13 protein-coding genes, 1 pseudogene and 1 riboswitch are annotated in these 15,882 nt (G+C 71.9%); of the genes and pseudogenes, 9 read left to right on the top strand and 5 right to left on the bottom strand.

All coding sequences use genetic code 11. The features are described from left to right. Positions 1–3,049: pseudogene (locus tag AKJ13_RS25185) on the top strand (hypothetical protein); the annotation flags it as partial. A 99-nt stretch (positions 3,050–3,148) separates the two neighbouring features. Here AKJ13_RS25185 and AKJ13_RS25190 read toward each other — a convergent pair. Continuing rightward, on the bottom strand, positions 3,149–3,589 hold the full coding sequence (locus AKJ13_RS25190) for a DUF1489 domain-containing protein (RefSeq protein WP_007560584.1): 441 nt from the start codon (positions 3,587–3,589) through the stop codon (positions 3,149–3,151). Between the two features lie 64 nt (positions 3,590–3,653). Further along, positions 3,654–4,628 (bottom strand): hypothetical protein, encoded by a 975-nt coding sequence (locus AKJ13_RS25195; protein ID WP_050735784.1) that lies wholly within the window; start codon positions 4,626–4,628, stop codon positions 3,654–3,656. Positions 4,629–4,778: 150 nt separating this feature from the next. Between AKJ13_RS25195 and AKJ13_RS25200 the strand changes: the two genes are divergently transcribed. The 7 genes from AKJ13_RS25200 (at position 4,779) to metA (ending at position 12,309) form a co-directional block, all read left to right on the top strand. Further along, positions 4,779–5,954 carry an MFS transporter gene (locus AKJ13_RS25200; RefSeq protein ID WP_050735785.1) on the top strand — a complete coding sequence of 392 codons (1,176 nt, stop codon included), beginning with the start codon at positions 4,779–4,781 and terminating at the stop codon, positions 5,952–5,954. A gap of 66 nt (positions 5,955–6,020) precedes the next feature. Continuing rightward, the gene (locus AKJ13_RS25205) at positions 6,021–7,145 is read left to right on the top strand and encodes an MlaE family lipid ABC transporter permease subunit (protein WP_050735825.1); all 1,125 of its coding nucleotides are present in this window, start codon (positions 6,021–6,023) and stop codon (positions 7,143–7,145) included. Between the two features lie 10 nt (positions 7,146–7,155). Further along, positions 7,156–7,965, top strand: coding sequence for an ABC transporter ATP-binding protein (locus AKJ13_RS25210; protein ID WP_200905701.1), 810 nt, complete (start codon positions 7,156–7,158; stop codon positions 7,963–7,965). Positions 7,966–8,063: 98 nt separating this feature from the next. Next, positions 8,064–9,146 carry an MlaD family protein gene (locus AKJ13_RS25215; protein WP_050735786.1) on the top strand — a complete coding sequence of 361 codons (1,083 nt, stop codon included), beginning with the start codon at positions 8,064–8,066 and terminating at the stop codon, positions 9,144–9,146. A gap of 121 nt (positions 9,147–9,267) precedes the next feature. Beyond that, positions 9,268–9,849 (top strand): ABC-type transport auxiliary lipoprotein family protein, encoded by a 582-nt coding sequence (locus AKJ13_RS25220; protein ID WP_050735787.1) that lies wholly within the window; start codon positions 9,268–9,270, stop codon positions 9,847–9,849. Positions 9,850–10,138: 289 nt separating this feature from the next. Then, complete coding sequence (locus AKJ13_RS25225) at positions 10,139–11,110, top strand: helix-turn-helix domain-containing protein (protein WP_050735788.1); 972 nt, start codon at positions 10,139–10,141, stop codon at positions 11,108–11,110. Between the two features lie 116 nt (positions 11,111–11,226). Next, a riboswitch (SAM-I-IV-variant riboswitch) is annotated at positions 11,227–11,332 on the top strand. 38 nt (positions 11,333–11,370) lie between these two features. Further along, positions 11,371–12,309, top strand: a complete 939-nt coding sequence (gene metA / locus AKJ13_RS25230) for a homoserine O-succinyltransferase (protein WP_050735789.1) — start codon at positions 11,371–11,373, stop codon at positions 12,307–12,309. Here metA and AKJ13_RS25235 read toward each other — a convergent pair. The 3 genes from AKJ13_RS25235 to thiE form a co-directional block, all read right to left on the bottom strand. Then, on the bottom strand, positions 12,284–12,910 hold the full coding sequence (locus AKJ13_RS25235) for an XRE family transcriptional regulator (RefSeq protein ID WP_050735790.1): 627 nt from the start codon (positions 12,908–12,910) through the stop codon (positions 12,284–12,286). The genes metA and AKJ13_RS25235 overlap by 26 nt on opposite strands. A 97-nt stretch (positions 12,911–13,007) precedes the next feature. Continuing rightward, a complete protein-coding gene (thiD, locus tag AKJ13_RS25240) occupies positions 13,008–13,823 on the bottom strand; it encodes a bifunctional hydroxymethylpyrimidine kinase/phosphomethylpyrimidine kinase (protein WP_050735826.1) in 816 nt (271 codons plus the stop codon). Continuing rightward, entirely contained in the window at positions 13,820–14,530 is a 711-nt protein-coding gene (gene thiE / locus AKJ13_RS25245; protein WP_050735827.1) for a thiamine phosphate synthase, read from the bottom strand. Before thiE ends, thiD begins: the two co-directional genes overlap by 4 nt. Positions 14,531–14,829: 299 nt before the next feature. On the opposite strand from thiE, the gene AKJ13_RS25250 reads away from it, so the two are divergent. Continuing rightward, positions 14,830–15,825, top strand: a complete 996-nt coding sequence (locus AKJ13_RS25250; RefSeq protein ID WP_007560599.1) for a hypothetical protein — start codon at positions 14,830–14,832, stop codon at positions 15,823–15,825. Positions 15,826–15,882: the final 57 nt, after the last annotated feature.

Here is a 15,882-nt window from a genome sequence, read left to right on the forward strand (position 1 = left end):
CCGCAGCCGCGAGATCGCCGGGACGATCGAGCACCGGACCCAGGCCCTGCAGAGCGTGATCGAGCAGGCGAGCCCGGCCATCGCCGGAATGATGGAGGCCCGCGAGCACCAATTCGCCGAGGCGTTCGAGGCCCGCAGCGGCCAGCTCGAAGCTCTGTTCGCCCGGGCGCAAGCCGAGATCGACCGCCTGGTCGACGGCCGCAGCCGCGAGATCGCTGGCACGATCGAGCATCGGACCCAGGCCCTGCGGAGCGCGATCGAGCAGGCGAGCCCGGCCATCGCCGGCCTCCTCGAAGCGCGCGAGAGCCAGTTCGCCGAGGCGTTCGAGACGCGCAGCGGCCAGCTCCAGACTCTATTCGAGCGGGCGCAATCCAGCCTCGAGATCTCCGTGGAGAACCGGGGCCGGGAGATCGCCATGGCGGTCCAGGCGCGCACGCAGGATCTGCGCAACCTCCTCGACGCGGCGCCCACGGGCGTGGCCGCCCTCCTGGACGCCCGGATCGAGACCCTGCGCGCAACCTTCGACGAGGCGCGCTCGGCGATCGAGGCGCTCGTCAACGAGCGCAGCCAGTCGCTGCTCGAGGCCGCCCAGGGCCGCACGGGCTCGCTGGTCGAGGCCTTCGACGCCCGGATCCGCGACCTGGACGGCGTCGTGGAAGGGCGCACCGCCGCCCTGGTGCAGTCGGTGGAGGCCCAGAGCGAGGCGCTCGCCCGCGGGGTCGATGCCCGCGCCGACGCCTTCACCCAGCGCATCGACAGCCGCATGCGGTTGTTCGCGACGCTGGTCGCCCAGCGCGCCGAGACGCTGGCCAACGCCTTCGACGACCGCCACGAGGCCTTCGCGGGTCTCATGGACGAGCGCACCGCCAGCCTTGTCGCCGCGCTCGACGAGCGGGCGCGGGCGCATGCGGAGCAGGTCGACGCGCACAACGCCGCCCTGGCCGAGACGCTCAGCCGGCGCGAGGCCGCTTTGGCGGGCCTGATCGATGCCCGCACCGAGGCATTGGGGGCCGGCTTCGAGCGCCGGGCCACCGCCCTGGGCGCGCTGGTCGATGCCCGCGGCGAGGCCCTGTCGCGCCGCCTCGCGGAGAGCGCCGAGGCGCTGGTCCGCGCCATCGAGGAGAAGGGCGGGGCGCTGATCGCCAGCGTCGACGGCAGCGGCCGTGCGGTCGGCGACAGCCTGGAAGGGCATGTCGAGCGCCTGCGCTCCGCCATCGACGGGCCGATGCTCGACCTGTCGCGGGCCCTGGCCGACCGGGCCGATTCGATCGAGCGGGTGCTGATCGAGACCGGCGTGCCGCTCGCCGAGACCCTGCGGCTGCAGACCGAGGAACTGGCCGCGCAGTCGCGGGCCTCAGCCGAGCTGCTGCGCGCGGCCATCGACGACGGTGCCGGCCGCGCCCTCACCGAGCTGTTCGAGACCAACGACCGGCTCGGCCGGGAGCTGGGCGCCGTCCTCCAGCGGATCGAGGGCGCCAACGCGGCGCTCAGCGAGCTGGTCTCCGGGGCCGGCACCAACCTTGGCGCGATCGAGCAGGGCCTGGCCGGCCGGGTCGAGCAGGTCCAGTCGGCGCTGCAGCGGATCGCCTCCGAGACCGGCCGCGCCACCGCCGGCGTCGCGGCCCAGGTCGAGGCCCTGCGCGAGGTCGCCAACACGGCGCTGCGTGAGGCGTCGGGCCTCGCCGAGACCCTCGACGGCCGCGGCCGCGCGCTCGGCGAGCAGACCTCCGTGCACGTGTCGGCACTGGACCGGGCGGCCTCGTCGCTCGCCGAGATCGAGCAGCGGCTGGGGGCGACCTTGTCGGGGCGCGAGGCGGCGCTCGCGGAGGCGCTGGCCGGCTTCGAGGCGCGCGCCAGCGCCCTGGAGCAGCAGGGCAACGCCCTGTCCGAGACTATCGAGCGGACGCTGCGGACCGCCGAGGAGCGCGCCCGCGCCGTCGGCGAGTCGCTCACGCGCTCGGCGGAGGGTGCGGGGGCTTCGGTCACCAGCGCCTTCGAGGGCCTGAAGGACAGCGCCGGGACCGAGAGCGAGAAGGCGGCCCAGGGCGTGCGCCGGGCGATCGAGGAGGCGGCGCGGGAGATGCGCAGCGGCCTCGACGAGGCGCAGACCAAGTTCGGCGCCTCCGTCTCGTCCCTGCGGGATATGGCGGGCTCGATCCGCGGCGAGCTCGACGCGACCCGCGCCGAACTCGCCCGGGGCGTCCTCGACCTGCCGCGTGAGACGCAGGATGCCACCGGCGAGATGCGCCGCGTGGTGGCGGACCAGATCAAGGCGCTCAACGAGCTGTCGGCCCTGGTGTCCCGCACCACGCGGTCGGTGGATGTCGCCCAGCCGCAGGCCCAGCGGCGGGTCGCGGAGGGCGGGTCCCGCGCCGCCGCAGCACCGCAGGCCAGCAACGCCCCGGCTCCGTCCGCGCCGCCGCCTCAGGCTGCCCCGGCCCCGTCCCTGCCGGCGGCGCCGGCCCGGGCCGCGACCGGTCCGGCCCGGATCGAGGCGCCGCGGCCCTCCGCGACCACCCGTCCCGTCGCCATGACGGCCGGCGGTGCCAAGCGCGGCTGGCTGTCCGACCTGCTGACCCGCGCCTCCCTGGACGAGGACGACGATGCCGAGCCGGCGGCCACCAGTGCCGCCGCCCCGGCCCCGTCGGGCCGCCCGTCCCAGGCGCCTGCCCAGGCGCCGTCCCAGGCCCCTGCCGAGACCGGGCGGATCGCCCTCGATACGATCTCGACCGACATCGCCCGGATGATCGAGCACCGGACCGTGGTCGACCTGTGGGAGCGCTACCGCCGCGGCGAGCCGAACCTGTTCGACCCCCGCATCTACACCCCGCAGGGCCGGACCACCTTCGCGGAGATCCAGCGCCGCTACCGGACCGATGCGGAGTTCCGCCGCAGCGTCGACCGCTACGTGGGTGAGTTCGAGCGGCTGCTCGGCGACGTCGTCAAGAACGACAGCGACGCCAAGCGGACCGACGCCTACCTCACCTCTGAGACCGGCAAGGTCTACACGATGCTGGCCCATGCCAGCGGGCGGTTCGACGGGGCGTAGGCCGCTAGGCGGCGCGGGACCTCAGAGGGCCCCGCGCCGGCGAGACCGGGGCAGCGACAGCCTGACCGGGCGATGACAATCGAACGAGTGTTCAAGCTCTTACAGGAGGCCGAGGCCGACCAGCTCGCGGCGCAGCGCCTCGGGCATCTCGGCGAGGTCACCCGATTGTCCGGCTCCGAGATCGGCCGGCGCGTCGCGCCCCGTGAGATAGCGCCAGCCCTGGAACGGACGGCAGGGCCGGGGCGTCACTGGGATCAAGCGCGGGTCGAAGACCAGCCGGCAGCGCGGGATGCCATCCTCGCCGGTCAGCTTCTCGATCGCGGTGATCGCCTGCCGGCAGGACAGGGTCCCGCGGATCACCCAGTAGATCGAGCCCTTTCCGGCGATCTCGCGATGGCGCTTGGGTAGGGTGCGGGTGACGTGGAACGGGTCGGCCGGCCGGCCGTCGCGCAAAGCCTCGTCCCGGTACCGTTCCTGACGGGCTTCGAGGTCGGCGATGGAGGCGGGTCCGACGCAGAGCTTGATCAGGTTCAGGGCCACGGGGTTTTTCGTCTCACGACCCTCGGCGGGCGGGGAGCCCTGATAGCAGGGCCGCTCCGCGCCGTCAGGCGAACAGGGCGAGCCGCTGCTCCGGCGGCAGCGCGTCGATCGCGGCGAAGCTCAGGATCGGCCCATCCGGTTCGGCGGCGGGCTCGGGGGAGGCCGCCACGAGGTCGGCCCAATCCTCCGCCGACGCGGCATCCGCAGATCCGTCCTCGGCATCAGCGTCGTCGAGCACGTCCGGGTCGGCCGTCTCGGACACCTCCCCGTCCGAGACCGGCACAAACACGATATCCTCGTGGAGCGGCGGGCTTCCGGGCTGGGCGACGAGGGCGGCGGCCGTGACGGCCGGAACTTCCATGGCGATGTAGCGGTCGATGTCGCTCTGGCAGAGGTCGGAGGGCTGGACCTGCGGGCCGGCGCCCGCGGCCGGATCGCCCGGCATCGGCGGGATCGGTTCGGCGGCGCTGCCCCAGATCGCGATCATCGAGGCCAGCCGGTCCTCGAGATAGCGCAGGGTGTAGACGATCCGGGCGGTGCGCTGGGCGGTGAGGTCCTGGAACGAGCAGGCGGTGTAGATCGCGGTCGCGTGCCGATCGAGGGCGTCGCAGGTCGTGGCGTCGGCGCTGCGCTCGCGCAGGGTCCAGGCCGCCTCTTGGATCGCCTCGGCCGAACCGAGGATGTCGGAGGTCGCCTGCTCGGTCTCGCGCACGATCGCGTCCAGCGCCAGCGAGGCCTGCGTCAGGCGGGTCGGCTCGTTGTCGCGCGCACTGATCGCGGCGATCTCGGCCTTGGTCTGGCTGATCGCCGCGGCCATCTCGACGAGGTTGCCGTGCAGCTGTCCGACGGTCTGCTGATCCCGGTCGGCGGCCACCGCGTGTTCGAGCCGGCGCATGGCCCCGAGCAGCATCTCGGTTTCGGCGGCCCGGTTGCGGCGGGCATATTCGGCCAGGAACCAGCGCCCGCGCTCGCTGAGGCACATGGTCGCCTCGATCGCCTCGTACTCGGCGACGGCGCCTGCAGGGGCTGAACCGGACATGGGATCCCTCCGAACCCGAAAGGCCGGCGCGGCGACGGCCGGCACAGGGCGCGACCCGGAGGCCGGCAAATTGACAGGGAGGGTTTAACGGGCGCTTACGGCGCACAGGTCCGAGAGCATCCTCCGTCTCCCATCCGGGAACTTCCATCCTTGCATCGCCCGTCCGGCCCGGCGCGCCTGTCGCTGCTCTACGCCGTTGTCTTCACCGAGATCGGCATCGCGATGCCGTTCATGCCGATCTGGCTCGACGGCCTCGGCCTCGATGCCGGGGTGATCGGCGTGCTCCTGGCGCTGCCGATCGCGACCCGGATCGTCGCGACGGCGCCGCTGATGAGCCTGCTCGACCGGGGGCTGGGCCCGCGGCGGCTGATCCTGCTCGGCAGCCTCGCCCTCAGCCTGACCTACGCGCTGATGCCGGGGGCCGCCGGGATCGGCTGGCCCCTGCTCGCGCTGCTGATCCTGCTCAACGCGGTGGCTGGCGCGCCGCTGGTCCCCTGCATCGATTACCTGACGCTCGCGGCGGTGCGCCGGGACGCCCGCTTGGTCTACGCCCGGATCCGGATGGCCGGCTCCATCGCGTTCCTGCTGGCCAACCTGGCGGGGGGATTCCTGCTCTCGGCGCTGGGCGGCCAGCTCGCGGTGCCGCTGCTGCTCACCGGCCTCGCCCTGGCGGCGGGCCTCGTGGCCTGGCGCAGCCGCTCGGTCGTGGCCCTGCCGCAGGTGCCGACCGGCGCCGACCGGCCGCGCCTGCCGCTCAAGCTCTGGCTCTGCATCGGCGCCGCGGCGGCGATCCAGGCGAGTCACGGGGCGATCTACGGGTTCGGCAGCATCTACTGGACGAGCCAGGGCATCGGGCCGGTCTGGGTCGGCTCGCTCTGGGCCACCGGGGTGCTGTCCGAGATCGCGCTGTTTGCCGGAATCACCGCCCTGCCCGCGTCCTGGCGCAGCCCCGTGCGGCTCCTGACCCTCGGCGCCGGCGCAGCGATCCTGCGGGCGATCGGCATGTACCTCGTCGGCGACCACCTGGCCGCGCTGGTGCCGCTCCAGGGCCTGCACGGCCTGACCTTCGGGGCGACGCAGCTCGGCGCGATGGCGGCGGTGTCGGCCTTCGCCCCGGAGGGCGCGCGCGGGCGGGCGCAGGGCACGCTCAGTGCCGTCAATGCCGGCATCTCCGTGGTGGCGACCCTGGCGAGCGGCCTGGCCTACCGGGCCGGGGGCCCCCTCGCCTTCCTGCTGATGGCGCCGCTCGCCGCCGGCGGCCTGGCCCTGGCGCTCGCCTCCGGCCGCGCCGATCGGCTGACGTTGGACACGGATCGTCAACCGTAATGTCGACATAACCCCACGGCAGGGTGGTGCCTCAATCGAGGAGTGAAGGTCTTGCTGAGCGAGGGCATGGTTCCCGGCGCGTCGCTGCGGGACCGGCCGGCCGACGGTCGGTTGGCGCTCGACGGGCGCTGGACCGCCGACCAGGCGCCGACCGTCGAGGCGAATGCGGCGCGTCTGCTGGCGGCCGGGCGGGCCGGTCCCGTGGCGGCCGATCTCTCCGGGATCGAGCGCCTGGACACGCTGGGCGCCTGGGTGCTCGAGCGGACCCGCGCCGAGATCGAGCAAGCGGGGGGCCGGCTGACCTATGTCGGCATGCGGCCCGAGCACCGCACCTTGCTGGGCGAGGTGCGCCTGCGCGAGCCCGATTCCGCGCCGCCGGCCCGGCCCGGCCTGATCCTTGGCGCCCTCGACACGATCGGCCGCGAGACCGTGCGCGGCGGGCGCGAATTCGTCACCGCCCTCGCCTTCCTGGGCGAGGTGATCGCCGCCTGCGGGCGCGTGGCCCTGCGGCCGGGCACGTTCCGGGGCACGGCGCTCGTCAACCAGATCCAGCAGGTGGCGTTCAACGGCACGCCGATCATCGTGCTGATCTCGTTCCTGGTCGGCGGCATCGTCGCCCAGCAGGGCATCTTCCAGCTCCAGCGCTTCGGCGCGCAGACCTTCGTGGTCAACCTGATCGGCCTGCTGATCCTGCGCGAGATGGGCGTGCTGCTCACCTCGATCATGGTGGCGGGCCGGTCCGGCTCGGCGATCACCGCCGAGATCGGCTCGATGCGCATGCGCGAGGAGGTCGACGCCCTGCGGGTCATGGGCCTCGATCCCGTCGAGATCCTGATCGTGCCGCGGGTGCTGGCCCTGATGGTCGGCCTGCCGATGCTGACCCTGATCGGCGACCTGGCGGCGCTCACCGGCGGCGGCCTCACCGCCATGCTGTATGGCGGCCTGACGCTCGATCAGTTCCTGGTCCGGCTCCAGGCGGCGGTGGGCGTGCGCCACGTCATGGTCGGGCTGATCAAGGCGCCGTTCATGGCGCTGATCATCGGGATCCTCGCCACGATCGAGGGCTTCGCCGTGGAGGGCTCGGCCGAATCGCTGGGCCGCCACGTCACCGCCTCAGTCGTGAAGTCCATCTTCATGGTCATCGTCCTCGATGGATTGTTCGCGGTGTTCTTCGCCGCGATCGATTTCTGAGCCCGTCCAGATGATCGCCCCCGCCATGCCCGAGACCGCCGCCGGCCCCGCGCCCATCATCCGGGTGCGCGACCTCGTGGTCGGCTTCCGGGACCGCAACATCCTGAAAGGTCTGAACCTCGACATCCGGGCCGGCGAGATCATGGGGTTCGTCGGGCCCTCGGGCCAGGGCAAGTCGGTGCTCACCCGGACGATTCTCGGCCTCACGCCCAAGCGCGCGGGCACGATCGAGGTGTTCGGCCGCGACGTCGACGGCATGACCTATGCCGAGCGTCGCCGCATGGAGCAGCGCTGGGGCGTGCTGTTCCAGCAGGGCGCCCTGTTCTCGGCGCTCACCGTCAAGCAGAACATCCAGGTGCCCATGCGCGAGCACCTGAACCTGTCCGAGCGCCTGCTCGACGAGTTCGCCCGGCTCAAGATCGAGATGGTCGGCCTCAAGCCGGACGCCGCCGACAAGCTGCCCTCGGAGCTGTCCGGCGGCATGATCAAGCGCGCGGCCCTCGCCCGCTCCCTCGCGCTCGATCCCGAGATCCTGTTCCTGGACGAGCCGACCTCGGGGCTCGACCCGATCGGCGCGGGCGAGTTCGACGACCTCGTCTCCACCCTGAAGGAGACGCTGGGCCTGACCGTGTTCATGGTCACCCACGACCTCGACAGCCTCTACACCGCCTGCGACCGCATCGCGGCGCTCGGCGACGGCCAGATCATCGCCGCCGGGACGATCGAGGAGATGCTGGCGAGCGACCATCCCTGGTTGCGCTCGTATTTCCACGGCAAGCGCGCCCGCGCCCTCACCACCGGCGTGCCGGCGCATGCCTGACCGTCCCTTCCCCCTGATCCCGTCCCGGTCCCGTCCGGGACCGTGGACCCGCAGCTCGGCCCGATCCTGTTCGCCGAGCGGAACCGCAGGCTGACCGCATGGAAACCCGCGCGAACTACGCCCTCATCGGGGCCTTCACCCTCGCCGTCATCCTGGCCGGCTTCGGTACCGTGCTGTGGCTCTCCGGCGGCTCGTCGCGGCAGGTCAGCCAGACCGTCCGCATCGTGTTCTCCGGCTCGGTCGGAGGCCTCTCCCGCGGCTCGAGCGTGAACTTCAACGGCATCAAGGTCGGCGAGGTCACCGATATCCGCCTCGCCCCGCAGGATCCCCGCCGGGTGCTCGCCCAGATCAAGGTCGATCCCTCGACGCCGCTCCGGGCCGATACCCGGGCCCGCCTCGATTCGGCGATGCTGACCGGCGTCTCGGTGATCTCCCTGTCGGGCGGCAACGCCGACGCCCCGGTGCTCACGCCGATGGCCAATGGCGAGCCGCCGACGATCTTCGCCGATTCCTCCGACATGCAGGACATGATGGCGCTCGCCCGCCAGGTGGCGCAGCGGGCCGACGACATGCTCGCCCGCCTGGACCGGATCGTGGCCGGCAACGAGGGCGCGATCAACCGCGCGCTCACCAATGTCGAGGCGTTCTCGAAGACGCTGGCCGATGCCGGCCCGAACATCGCGACCCTGGTCAAGGCGGTGGACGGGGTGAAGCTCGGCCACGTAATCGACAACGCCGACCGCTTCTCGGCGGCCCTGTCCAAGTCGAGCCCCGACATCGAGGGGGCGGTGCACGATGCCCGCTCCCTGGCGGCCAAGCTCAACGCCTCGGCCGACAAGATCGACGGGGTGCTCAACGGTGCCCAGAGCTTCCTCGGCTCCGCCGCCGGCCAGGAGGGCTCCAGCACCTTCGCGGAGATCCGGGCCGCCGCGGTCTCGGTGCGCGACGCCGGCAAGGCGTTCCGCACCATGTCGGAGAATCTCGACAAGCGCACCGCCAGCATGTCGACCAATTTCGGCCGGCTCAGCGGCACCGGCCGCCGGGAGGTGGAGGCCCTGTCCGGGGACGGCCAGCGCACCCTCAACACCCTGAACCGGACCGTGCGCAGCCTGGAGCGCGACCCGAGCCAGGTGATCTTCGGGGGCAAGCCGTCGTTGCCCGAATACAACGGCGGTCGCTGAAATCGTCCGCTGCCGGGTCGATGTGTTCCGGCGCACGGCACGGATACAGGCCAGGGATAGTTTCTGCGGCATAGCTTATACAGCTCTGCCGCTCGCCGGCGGGGTTTCTCAGGTTGTGCGTATGGCCCGCTCGTCCCACCTCCTCGCCGCCGCCTTGCTCGCTGCCCTGCTGGGCGGCTGCGGTGGCGGCGCGGCACCGCTGACCTTCGACCTCGCGGCTTTGCCCTCGGCCGGGCGACCGGTCGCGGCCGGCCGCTCCATCGCGGTCTCGGAGCCGGTGGGCATCCAGCCCTTCGAGGCCGACCGGATCATCGTGCGTGAATCGGGCGGCGCCCTCGCCTTCCTGGGCGGCGGCCAATGGGCCGACCGGCTGCCGCGGCTGATCCAGACCCGCCTCCTCCAGAGCCTGGAGAATTCCGGCCGGCTCCGCTCGGTCAGCCGGCCCGGCGACAAGGTCGTGGCCGATTATCAGCTGATCAGCGAGATCCGCGCCTTCGATATCCAGGCGACGACCGGGGAAGCGGTGGTCGACCTCTCGCTGAAGCTCGTGGCCGACGGCACCGGCAAGGTGACCGCCGCCCGGATCTTCACCGCCCGCGTGCCGGTGGCCAAGATCGATGCCGGCAACGGCGCCCGCGCCCTCGACCGGGCGCTGACCACCGTGCTGGCCGACGTGGTGCGGTGGGTGAATACCGGGCGCTGAGGGCTCCGCTCGAAGACACGGGACCTCACCTCCGGAAGCCGGCGCGTTGGCTGAGGTCGCCGGCGGCGTAAGGCGTCGGCCCGCGCCTGCGCAGCCGATCAATCTGAGCGACGAGCGCGCCGCGGATCGCTAGCCCCTGCCGCTTGGAGGGAAGCACGTCAGGTGAGCGCGCCGAAACGCGCGAGGCACGCGGCAGGCCGGCCAAAGCTCTGCCTCCGATTGTGCACATGTGTACTTTGCAAACTTTATGGTTGCAGGTTGCAACAATCGCGGCCATAGCGCAGCCGCGATGCAGACCATCTTCTCGACGGACGGAGTTTTACCGAAAGATCGGTTTCGCAGCTGGCGGGATGTTTGCGAAGACCGCCTCGTCCCGATGGCACAGAACTGCCTGGGCGAGGAGCCGTTCGACGCGACGATCGACGGTGTCAGTATTGGCGGTCTGGACTTCACGAAGTTCGCGTTGCGCAATCTCCGTGCAGCGACGACACCGCGAACGCTCCGGCACGAAAATCACAAGACCGATCATCTCTTCATGAGCATGGTGCTGACCGGCACCGTGCGCTCGGACCAGAACGATCGGTCGAGCACGGACACGGCCGGCGACTTCGCGATCCGGGACACGAATACGCCCTGGACGATCGAGCACAACGGGTACAGCGAGGTGCTGGCCATCGCGATCCCGCGCGAGCGGCTGGAGGGCGTGCTGGGTCCCGCCCGGATCTTCGCCGGCCTGACCGTCGGCGGCGAATTGCCGGTCACGACCCTGACCCGCTCGTTCCTGTCCAACCTCCTGCGCGAGGGGGACCGGCTGCCCGCTCACACGGCCGAGCGCATGGTCGGGGTGGGAATTGATCTCGTCGTCGCCAGCCTGGCCGAGCGCATGGCGCAGGAGGTGCCCCGGCCGGTTCACGGCAGCGTCGTGGTCCAGCGCGCCAAGGCCTATATCGAGGCCAACCTCCACGACCAGACGCTGGATCCGCCCCACCTCGCGGCCGCGACCGGCGTGTCGCTGCGGCGCCTCCAGGAGCTGTTCCACGAGCGCGGACAGCACATCTCCGACTGGATCTGGCACCGCCGCCTGAGTGTTGCGGCCAACCGCCTGGCCGATCCCGGATATCTCCACATGCCGCTCGGTGCCCTGGCCTATGGCTGCGGCTTCGCCAGCCAAGCTCATTTCTCCCGCCGCTTCAAGGACCGCTACGGCCTGAGCCCGCGCGACTATCGCCACCGCGCGCTGTCGGACGCGGTCGCCTGCTAGGCGCCGAAACGGGATCGCTCCGTCACGGCGACGATCGGAGCCGCCCGCATGCGCCGTGAATCCACGATCGGCTGCGAGCCGGCCCTTGAACAGCCTGAGCCGTCTCGGTAATTCTGACCGCACATCAAGAGTCGGGCCGACACCCGACGCCAACCTGCCGATCCGGGCAAGGTGGCGCTCCGCAAGGAGGATGTGGCCGAGCCGGCAACCAAGCGGATCAAGCCACGGAGGTCGGCCCCGAACGACAGGGACGACGTACCGTGCCGATCAAGATCCCCGACGATCTCCCCGCTGCCCGCGCCCTGGAGGCCGAAGGCGTCGTGGTGATGCGCGAGACCGATGCGGTCCGTCAGGACATCCGGCCGCTGCGGATCGGCCTGCTCAACCTGATGCCCAACAAGATCAGCACCGAGACGCAGGTCGCCCGCTTGCTCGGTTCGAGCCCGCTCCAGGTCGAGCTGACCCTGGTCCGGATGACCGACCATGTCGCCCGCAACACCCCCGCCGAACACATGGATGCGTTCTATCGGCCCTGGAGCGATGTCCGGGAGGAGCGGTTCGACGGGTTCATCGTCACGGGAGCCCCGGTCGAGCGGCTGCCCTTCGAGGCGGTGCGATACTGGGCCGAACTGTGTCGCGTGTTCGACTGGACGCGCTCGAACGCCCATAGCTGTCTGACGATCTGCTGGGCGGCGCAGGCGGCCGTCTACCACTTTTACGGAATCCCGAAGCGGACGCTCCCGCACAAGGCGTTCGGCGTGTTCCGCCACCGGAATCACGCCCCGGCCTCACCCTATCTGCGCGGCTTCTCGGACGAGTTTTGCGTCCCGGTTTCCCGCTGGACGGAGGTGCGCCGGGAGGACATCCCGGACGGATGCGGCCTGTCCATCCTGGCCGACAGCTCGGAGACCGGCCTGTGCCTCCTGAGCGATCCGGATCGCCGGTCGCTCCACATGTTCAATCACCTGGAATACGATACGGCCACGCTCGCCGACGAGTACATCCGCGATGCTGGCGCCGCGGTGCCGGCCAACTACTTCCCCGACGACGATCCGTCGAAGCCGCCGCGCAATTCCTGGCGGAGCCACGCGCATCTGCTGTTCGGCAATTGGATCAGCGAGATCTATCGGACCACGCCGTTCGACCCGGCCCGGATCGGTGAGGCCGAGCGCCTCACTCCATCACGGCAGCCTTCATGATCACCACCATGGTGGCCCGGGCGGGGCCTTCGATGCAGCGCACGAGGTGGGGGCGGTCGCAGCGGTAGCGCAGGGTCTCGCCGGCCCGGGCCCGCTGCACGCTGCCGCCGATCTCGACCTCGAACGCGCCCTCGGCGACCGAGAGCGATTCGACCGAGCCGCGCTGGTGCGGGTCCGAATCGAGGACGCCGCCGAGGTCGGCCGTGACCTCGTACCATTGCAGCCACTCGATCGTCTTGATCCAGCCGATGATCGCCAGCCGGACCTTGCCGTCCTCCGAGACCAGGATCGGCGTATCCGCCCGGGAGGTCTTCTCGATGAACGGCTCCTCGTCGCCGGCCGCAAGGACCCGGTCGATCGACACGTCGAGGGCCTGGGAGAGGCGCCAGATCGTCGCCAGCGTCGGGTTGGTCTCGTTGCGCTCGATCTGGCTGATGATCGATTTCGCCACGCCCGATTGCTCGGCGAGTTCCGACAGCGAGAGGTTGTAGGCCTTGCGCAGGCGCTGGATCGTCTTGCCGAGCTGGCCGGAGAGCACCTGCGCCCCGGTCAGCAGGTCGCGTCCGCGCGCCCTGTCGGGCCGTTCCGCCTGATCCTGCATCGTCACCGGTCCACCTAGGCCGTTCCGTTATCCGAACGATCGTGCGCTTCTTCAAACGCAATCGCCGCTCGGGCGCAAGGCGGCCACCCCCCTGAAGTCAGGGCCAGATCGCGTGAAAGTGGTGGACCGGGCCATGACCGGAGCCGATCGCCAGCCGGTCCGCGGCGTTGAGGGCCGCCGTCAGATAATCCTTGGCCAGCGTCACCGCCGCCGGCAGCTCCAGGCCCCGGGCGAGGCCTGCCGCGATCGCCGACGAGAGGGTGCAGCCGGTGCCGTGGGTGTTCTGCGTGGTGAGCCGCGGGGCCGCGAAGGTCTGCGCGTGACCGTCGGCGGTCACGAGGTGGTCGACGCTCATGGTGCCGTGCCCGTGGCCGCCCTTGATCAGCACGGCGCGGGCGCCCAAAGCCACCAGCCGTCGGGCCTGGGCCGCCGCGCCGGCCTCGTCCTCGGCCAAGGCCTCGCCGAGCAGCACCGCCGCCTCGGGCAGGTTGGGGGTGATCAGGTCGGCGCGCGTCAGCAGCCTGTCCCGGAGCGCCGCCACGGCGTCCTCCGAGATCAGCCGGTCGCCGCTGGTCGCGACCATCACGGGGTCGAGGACCACCGGGACCGTCCCGGCCTGCCGCGCCAGCCCGTCGGCGACCGCGTCGATCACCGCGATCTGCGACAGCATGCCGATCTTCACGGCGTCGACTGCGAGGTCGGAGAAGACGCTGTCGATCTGCTGGGTGACGAAAGCGGCCGGCACGTCGTGGATGCCCTGGACCCCCCGTGTGTTCTGGGCGGTCAGCGCGGTGATCACGCTGGCGCCGTAGACGCCGAGCGCCGAGAAGGTCTTGAGGTCGGCCTGGATGCCGGCGCCGCCGCCGGAATCCGAGCCGGCGATGGTGACCGCGATGGGGCTGGCGCCGCTCACCGGGCGGCGCCCCGCGCCGCCAGGGCCGCGTCGATGGCCGCGCACAGCTCCCGGGCGCGCTGCCGCACCGGTTCAGTCCCGAACAGGGCGGTGATCACCGCGATGCCGTCCGCCCCGGCGCCGATCACGTCGGCGGCGTTGTGCAGGCCGATCCCCGCGATGGCGCCGAGCGGCAGGCTCGCGCCCCGGGCGAGCCGGGCCCGGAAGGCGATGCGGGCGAAGCCGTCGAGGCCGACCGGCGGGTCGGGATTGTCCTTGCTGGTCGTGGCGAATACGCCGCCGATACAGGCGTAGTCGACCGGGAGCCGGTACAGCTCGTCGGCCTGGGCGGCGGTCTTCACGGTCAACCCGATGATCGCCCCCTCCCCCAGCAGGCGGCGCGCCTCGGCCGGGTGGAGGTCGCTCTGGCCGAGATGGACGCCGTCCGCGCCCGCTGCGAGGGCGAGGTCGACCCGGTCGTTGACCAGCACCGGCACCCGCCCCCCGACGGCGGCCTGGATCGCCCGGATCCGCGCGAGCGCCGCGCGAGCATCCGGAATGTCCTTCTCGCGGTACTGGAGCAGGGTCGCGCCGCCCGTCACCGCATCGGCGGCGAGCCGGGCCAGATGGTCGCCGTCCGAGCCGCAGATTCCGACATCGAGGAGACCGTAGAGCCGCAGATCGACGGGCCGGCTCCCGGCCGTCGCGGAGATCGCGCTCGCTGCCATCGTGGTCACCCGCCCCCGCCCCGACCGGCCCCGCGCCGGCACCTTTCGGGCGGCCCTGTTTGGGCAGCCGCGGTCGCGTTGGCAAGCGCGCCGCCGGACTGACCGCCCCCCGAATCGCGTCTGCCTGGCGGCCCCCGCCCCCAGGCCCATCGGCCCGGATCGCCCTGCGCGCGGAGACTCCGGTCCCGGACCCGGAAATCGGATCACACCGCCGCGTTGACGCGCCACGATCCTGTGCCCCTATAGGGGTTCATCCGATCCGGGATTCCGCGCCCGGCGGCGGAGGCGTTCGAGGGACGATGACGGTCGGTGAGGCGCAGACGGGTGCGGGCGGGGCACAGGCCCTGCCGGAGCGCTCCTCCGTGGGCCTCGTCGCTGTGATCGTCGCGGCGACCAAGGGTGAGCCGCGTGCCCTGACCATCCGGGTGCCGGACCAGGCTCCGGGCCGCGGCGATGGCCTGCCGGCCGGGCCGCTCGTGCCCGAGCACGCCACCCTGGAGCGCGGCCTGCGCGCCTGGGTGGAGCGCCAGACCCACCAGCGCCTCGGCTATGTCGAGCAGCTCTACACCTTCGGCGACCGCGACCGCTCCGGCGGGGAGGAGGCGCCGGAAGCGCACGCGCTCTCGGTGGCCTATCTCGCCCTGGTCCGCGAGGAGCGCCCGGCCGGCCTCGCCGAGGCGGCGTGGCAGAACTGGTACCGCTACCTCCCGTACGAGGATTTCCGCAACGGCCGCCCGCCCCAGCTCGACGCGATCGAGGCGCGGCTCGCGGCCTGGGCGGCCGAGCCCGCGGATTGCGCGATCCGCACCCGCCGCCACGACCGTCTGGGCCTCACCTTCGGGATGAACGGCGGCACCTGGAACGAGGAGCGCGTGCTCGAGCGCTACGAATTGCTGTTCGAGGCCGGCCTGATCCCGGAAGCGCGGGGCAATGCCGGGCCGGCGGTGCCGAACGACCCGACCGGTGTGCCCATGGCCTTCGACCACCGCCGGGTCCTGGCGACCGCGATCAGCCGCCTGCGCGGCAAGATCAAGTATCGCCCGGTGGTGTTCGAGCTGATGCCCCCGGCCTTCACCCTGCTCCAGCTCCAGCGCACCGTCGAGGCGCTGTCGGGCACCCAGCTGCACAAGCAGAACTTCCGGCGTCTCGTGGCCCAGCAGGGGCTGGTGGAGGAGACCGAAGCCCTCACCAGCGGCACCGCCGGCCGGCCTGCGCGGCTGGTGCGCTTCCGCCGGGAAGTCCTGCTCGAGCGGCCGGCCCCGGGGCTGCGGCTGCCGTCGCGGCGCGTAGGATAAGGCGGACCCGTCCCGCCGGGCGACGCGGCGCTGCGGCCGCACTCCGCCCCCGACAAG

This window comes from Methylobacterium sp. ARG-1, assembly GCF_001262595.1.
Taxonomy (GTDB): domain Bacteria; phylum Pseudomonadota; class Alphaproteobacteria; order Rhizobiales; family Beijerinckiaceae; genus Methylobacterium; species Methylobacterium brachiatum.

What these genes read in the sequence shown, in the direction of transcription:
- AKJ13_RS25210 (WP_200905701.1), top strand. Translation starts at nt 7,156, where the DNA reads ATGATCGCCCCCGCCATGCCCGAGACCGCCGCCGGCCCCGCGCCCATC.
- AKJ13_RS25220 (WP_050735787.1), top strand. Translation starts at nt 9,268, where the DNA reads ATGGCCCGCTCGTCCCACCTCCTCGCCGCCGCCTTGCTCGCTGCCCTG.
- AKJ13_RS25205 (WP_050735825.1), top strand. Translation starts at nt 6,021, where the DNA reads ATGGTTCCCGGCGCGTCGCTGCGGGACCGGCCGGCCGACGGTCGGTTG.
- AKJ13_RS25195 (WP_050735784.1), bottom strand. Translation starts at nt 4,628, where the DNA reads ATGTCCGGTTCAGCCCCTGCAGGCGCCGTCGCCGAGTACGAGGCGATC.
- AKJ13_RS25250 (WP_007560599.1), top strand. Translation starts at nt 14,830, where the DNA reads ATGACGGTCGGTGAGGCGCAGACGGGTGCGGGCGGGGCACAGGCCCTG.
- AKJ13_RS25225 (WP_050735788.1), top strand. Translation starts at nt 10,139, where the DNA reads ATGCAGACCATCTTCTCGACGGACGGAGTTTTACCGAAAGATCGGTTT.
- AKJ13_RS25235 (WP_050735790.1), bottom strand. Translation starts at nt 12,910, where the DNA reads ATGCAGGATCAGGCGGAACGGCCCGACAGGGCGCGCGGACGCGACCTG.
- AKJ13_RS25215 (WP_050735786.1), top strand. Translation starts at nt 8,064, where the DNA reads ATGGAAACCCGCGCGAACTACGCCCTCATCGGGGCCTTCACCCTCGCC.
- thiE (WP_050735827.1), bottom strand. Translation starts at nt 14,530, where the DNA reads ATGGCAGCGAGCGCGATCTCCGCGACGGCCGGGAGCCGGCCCGTCGAT.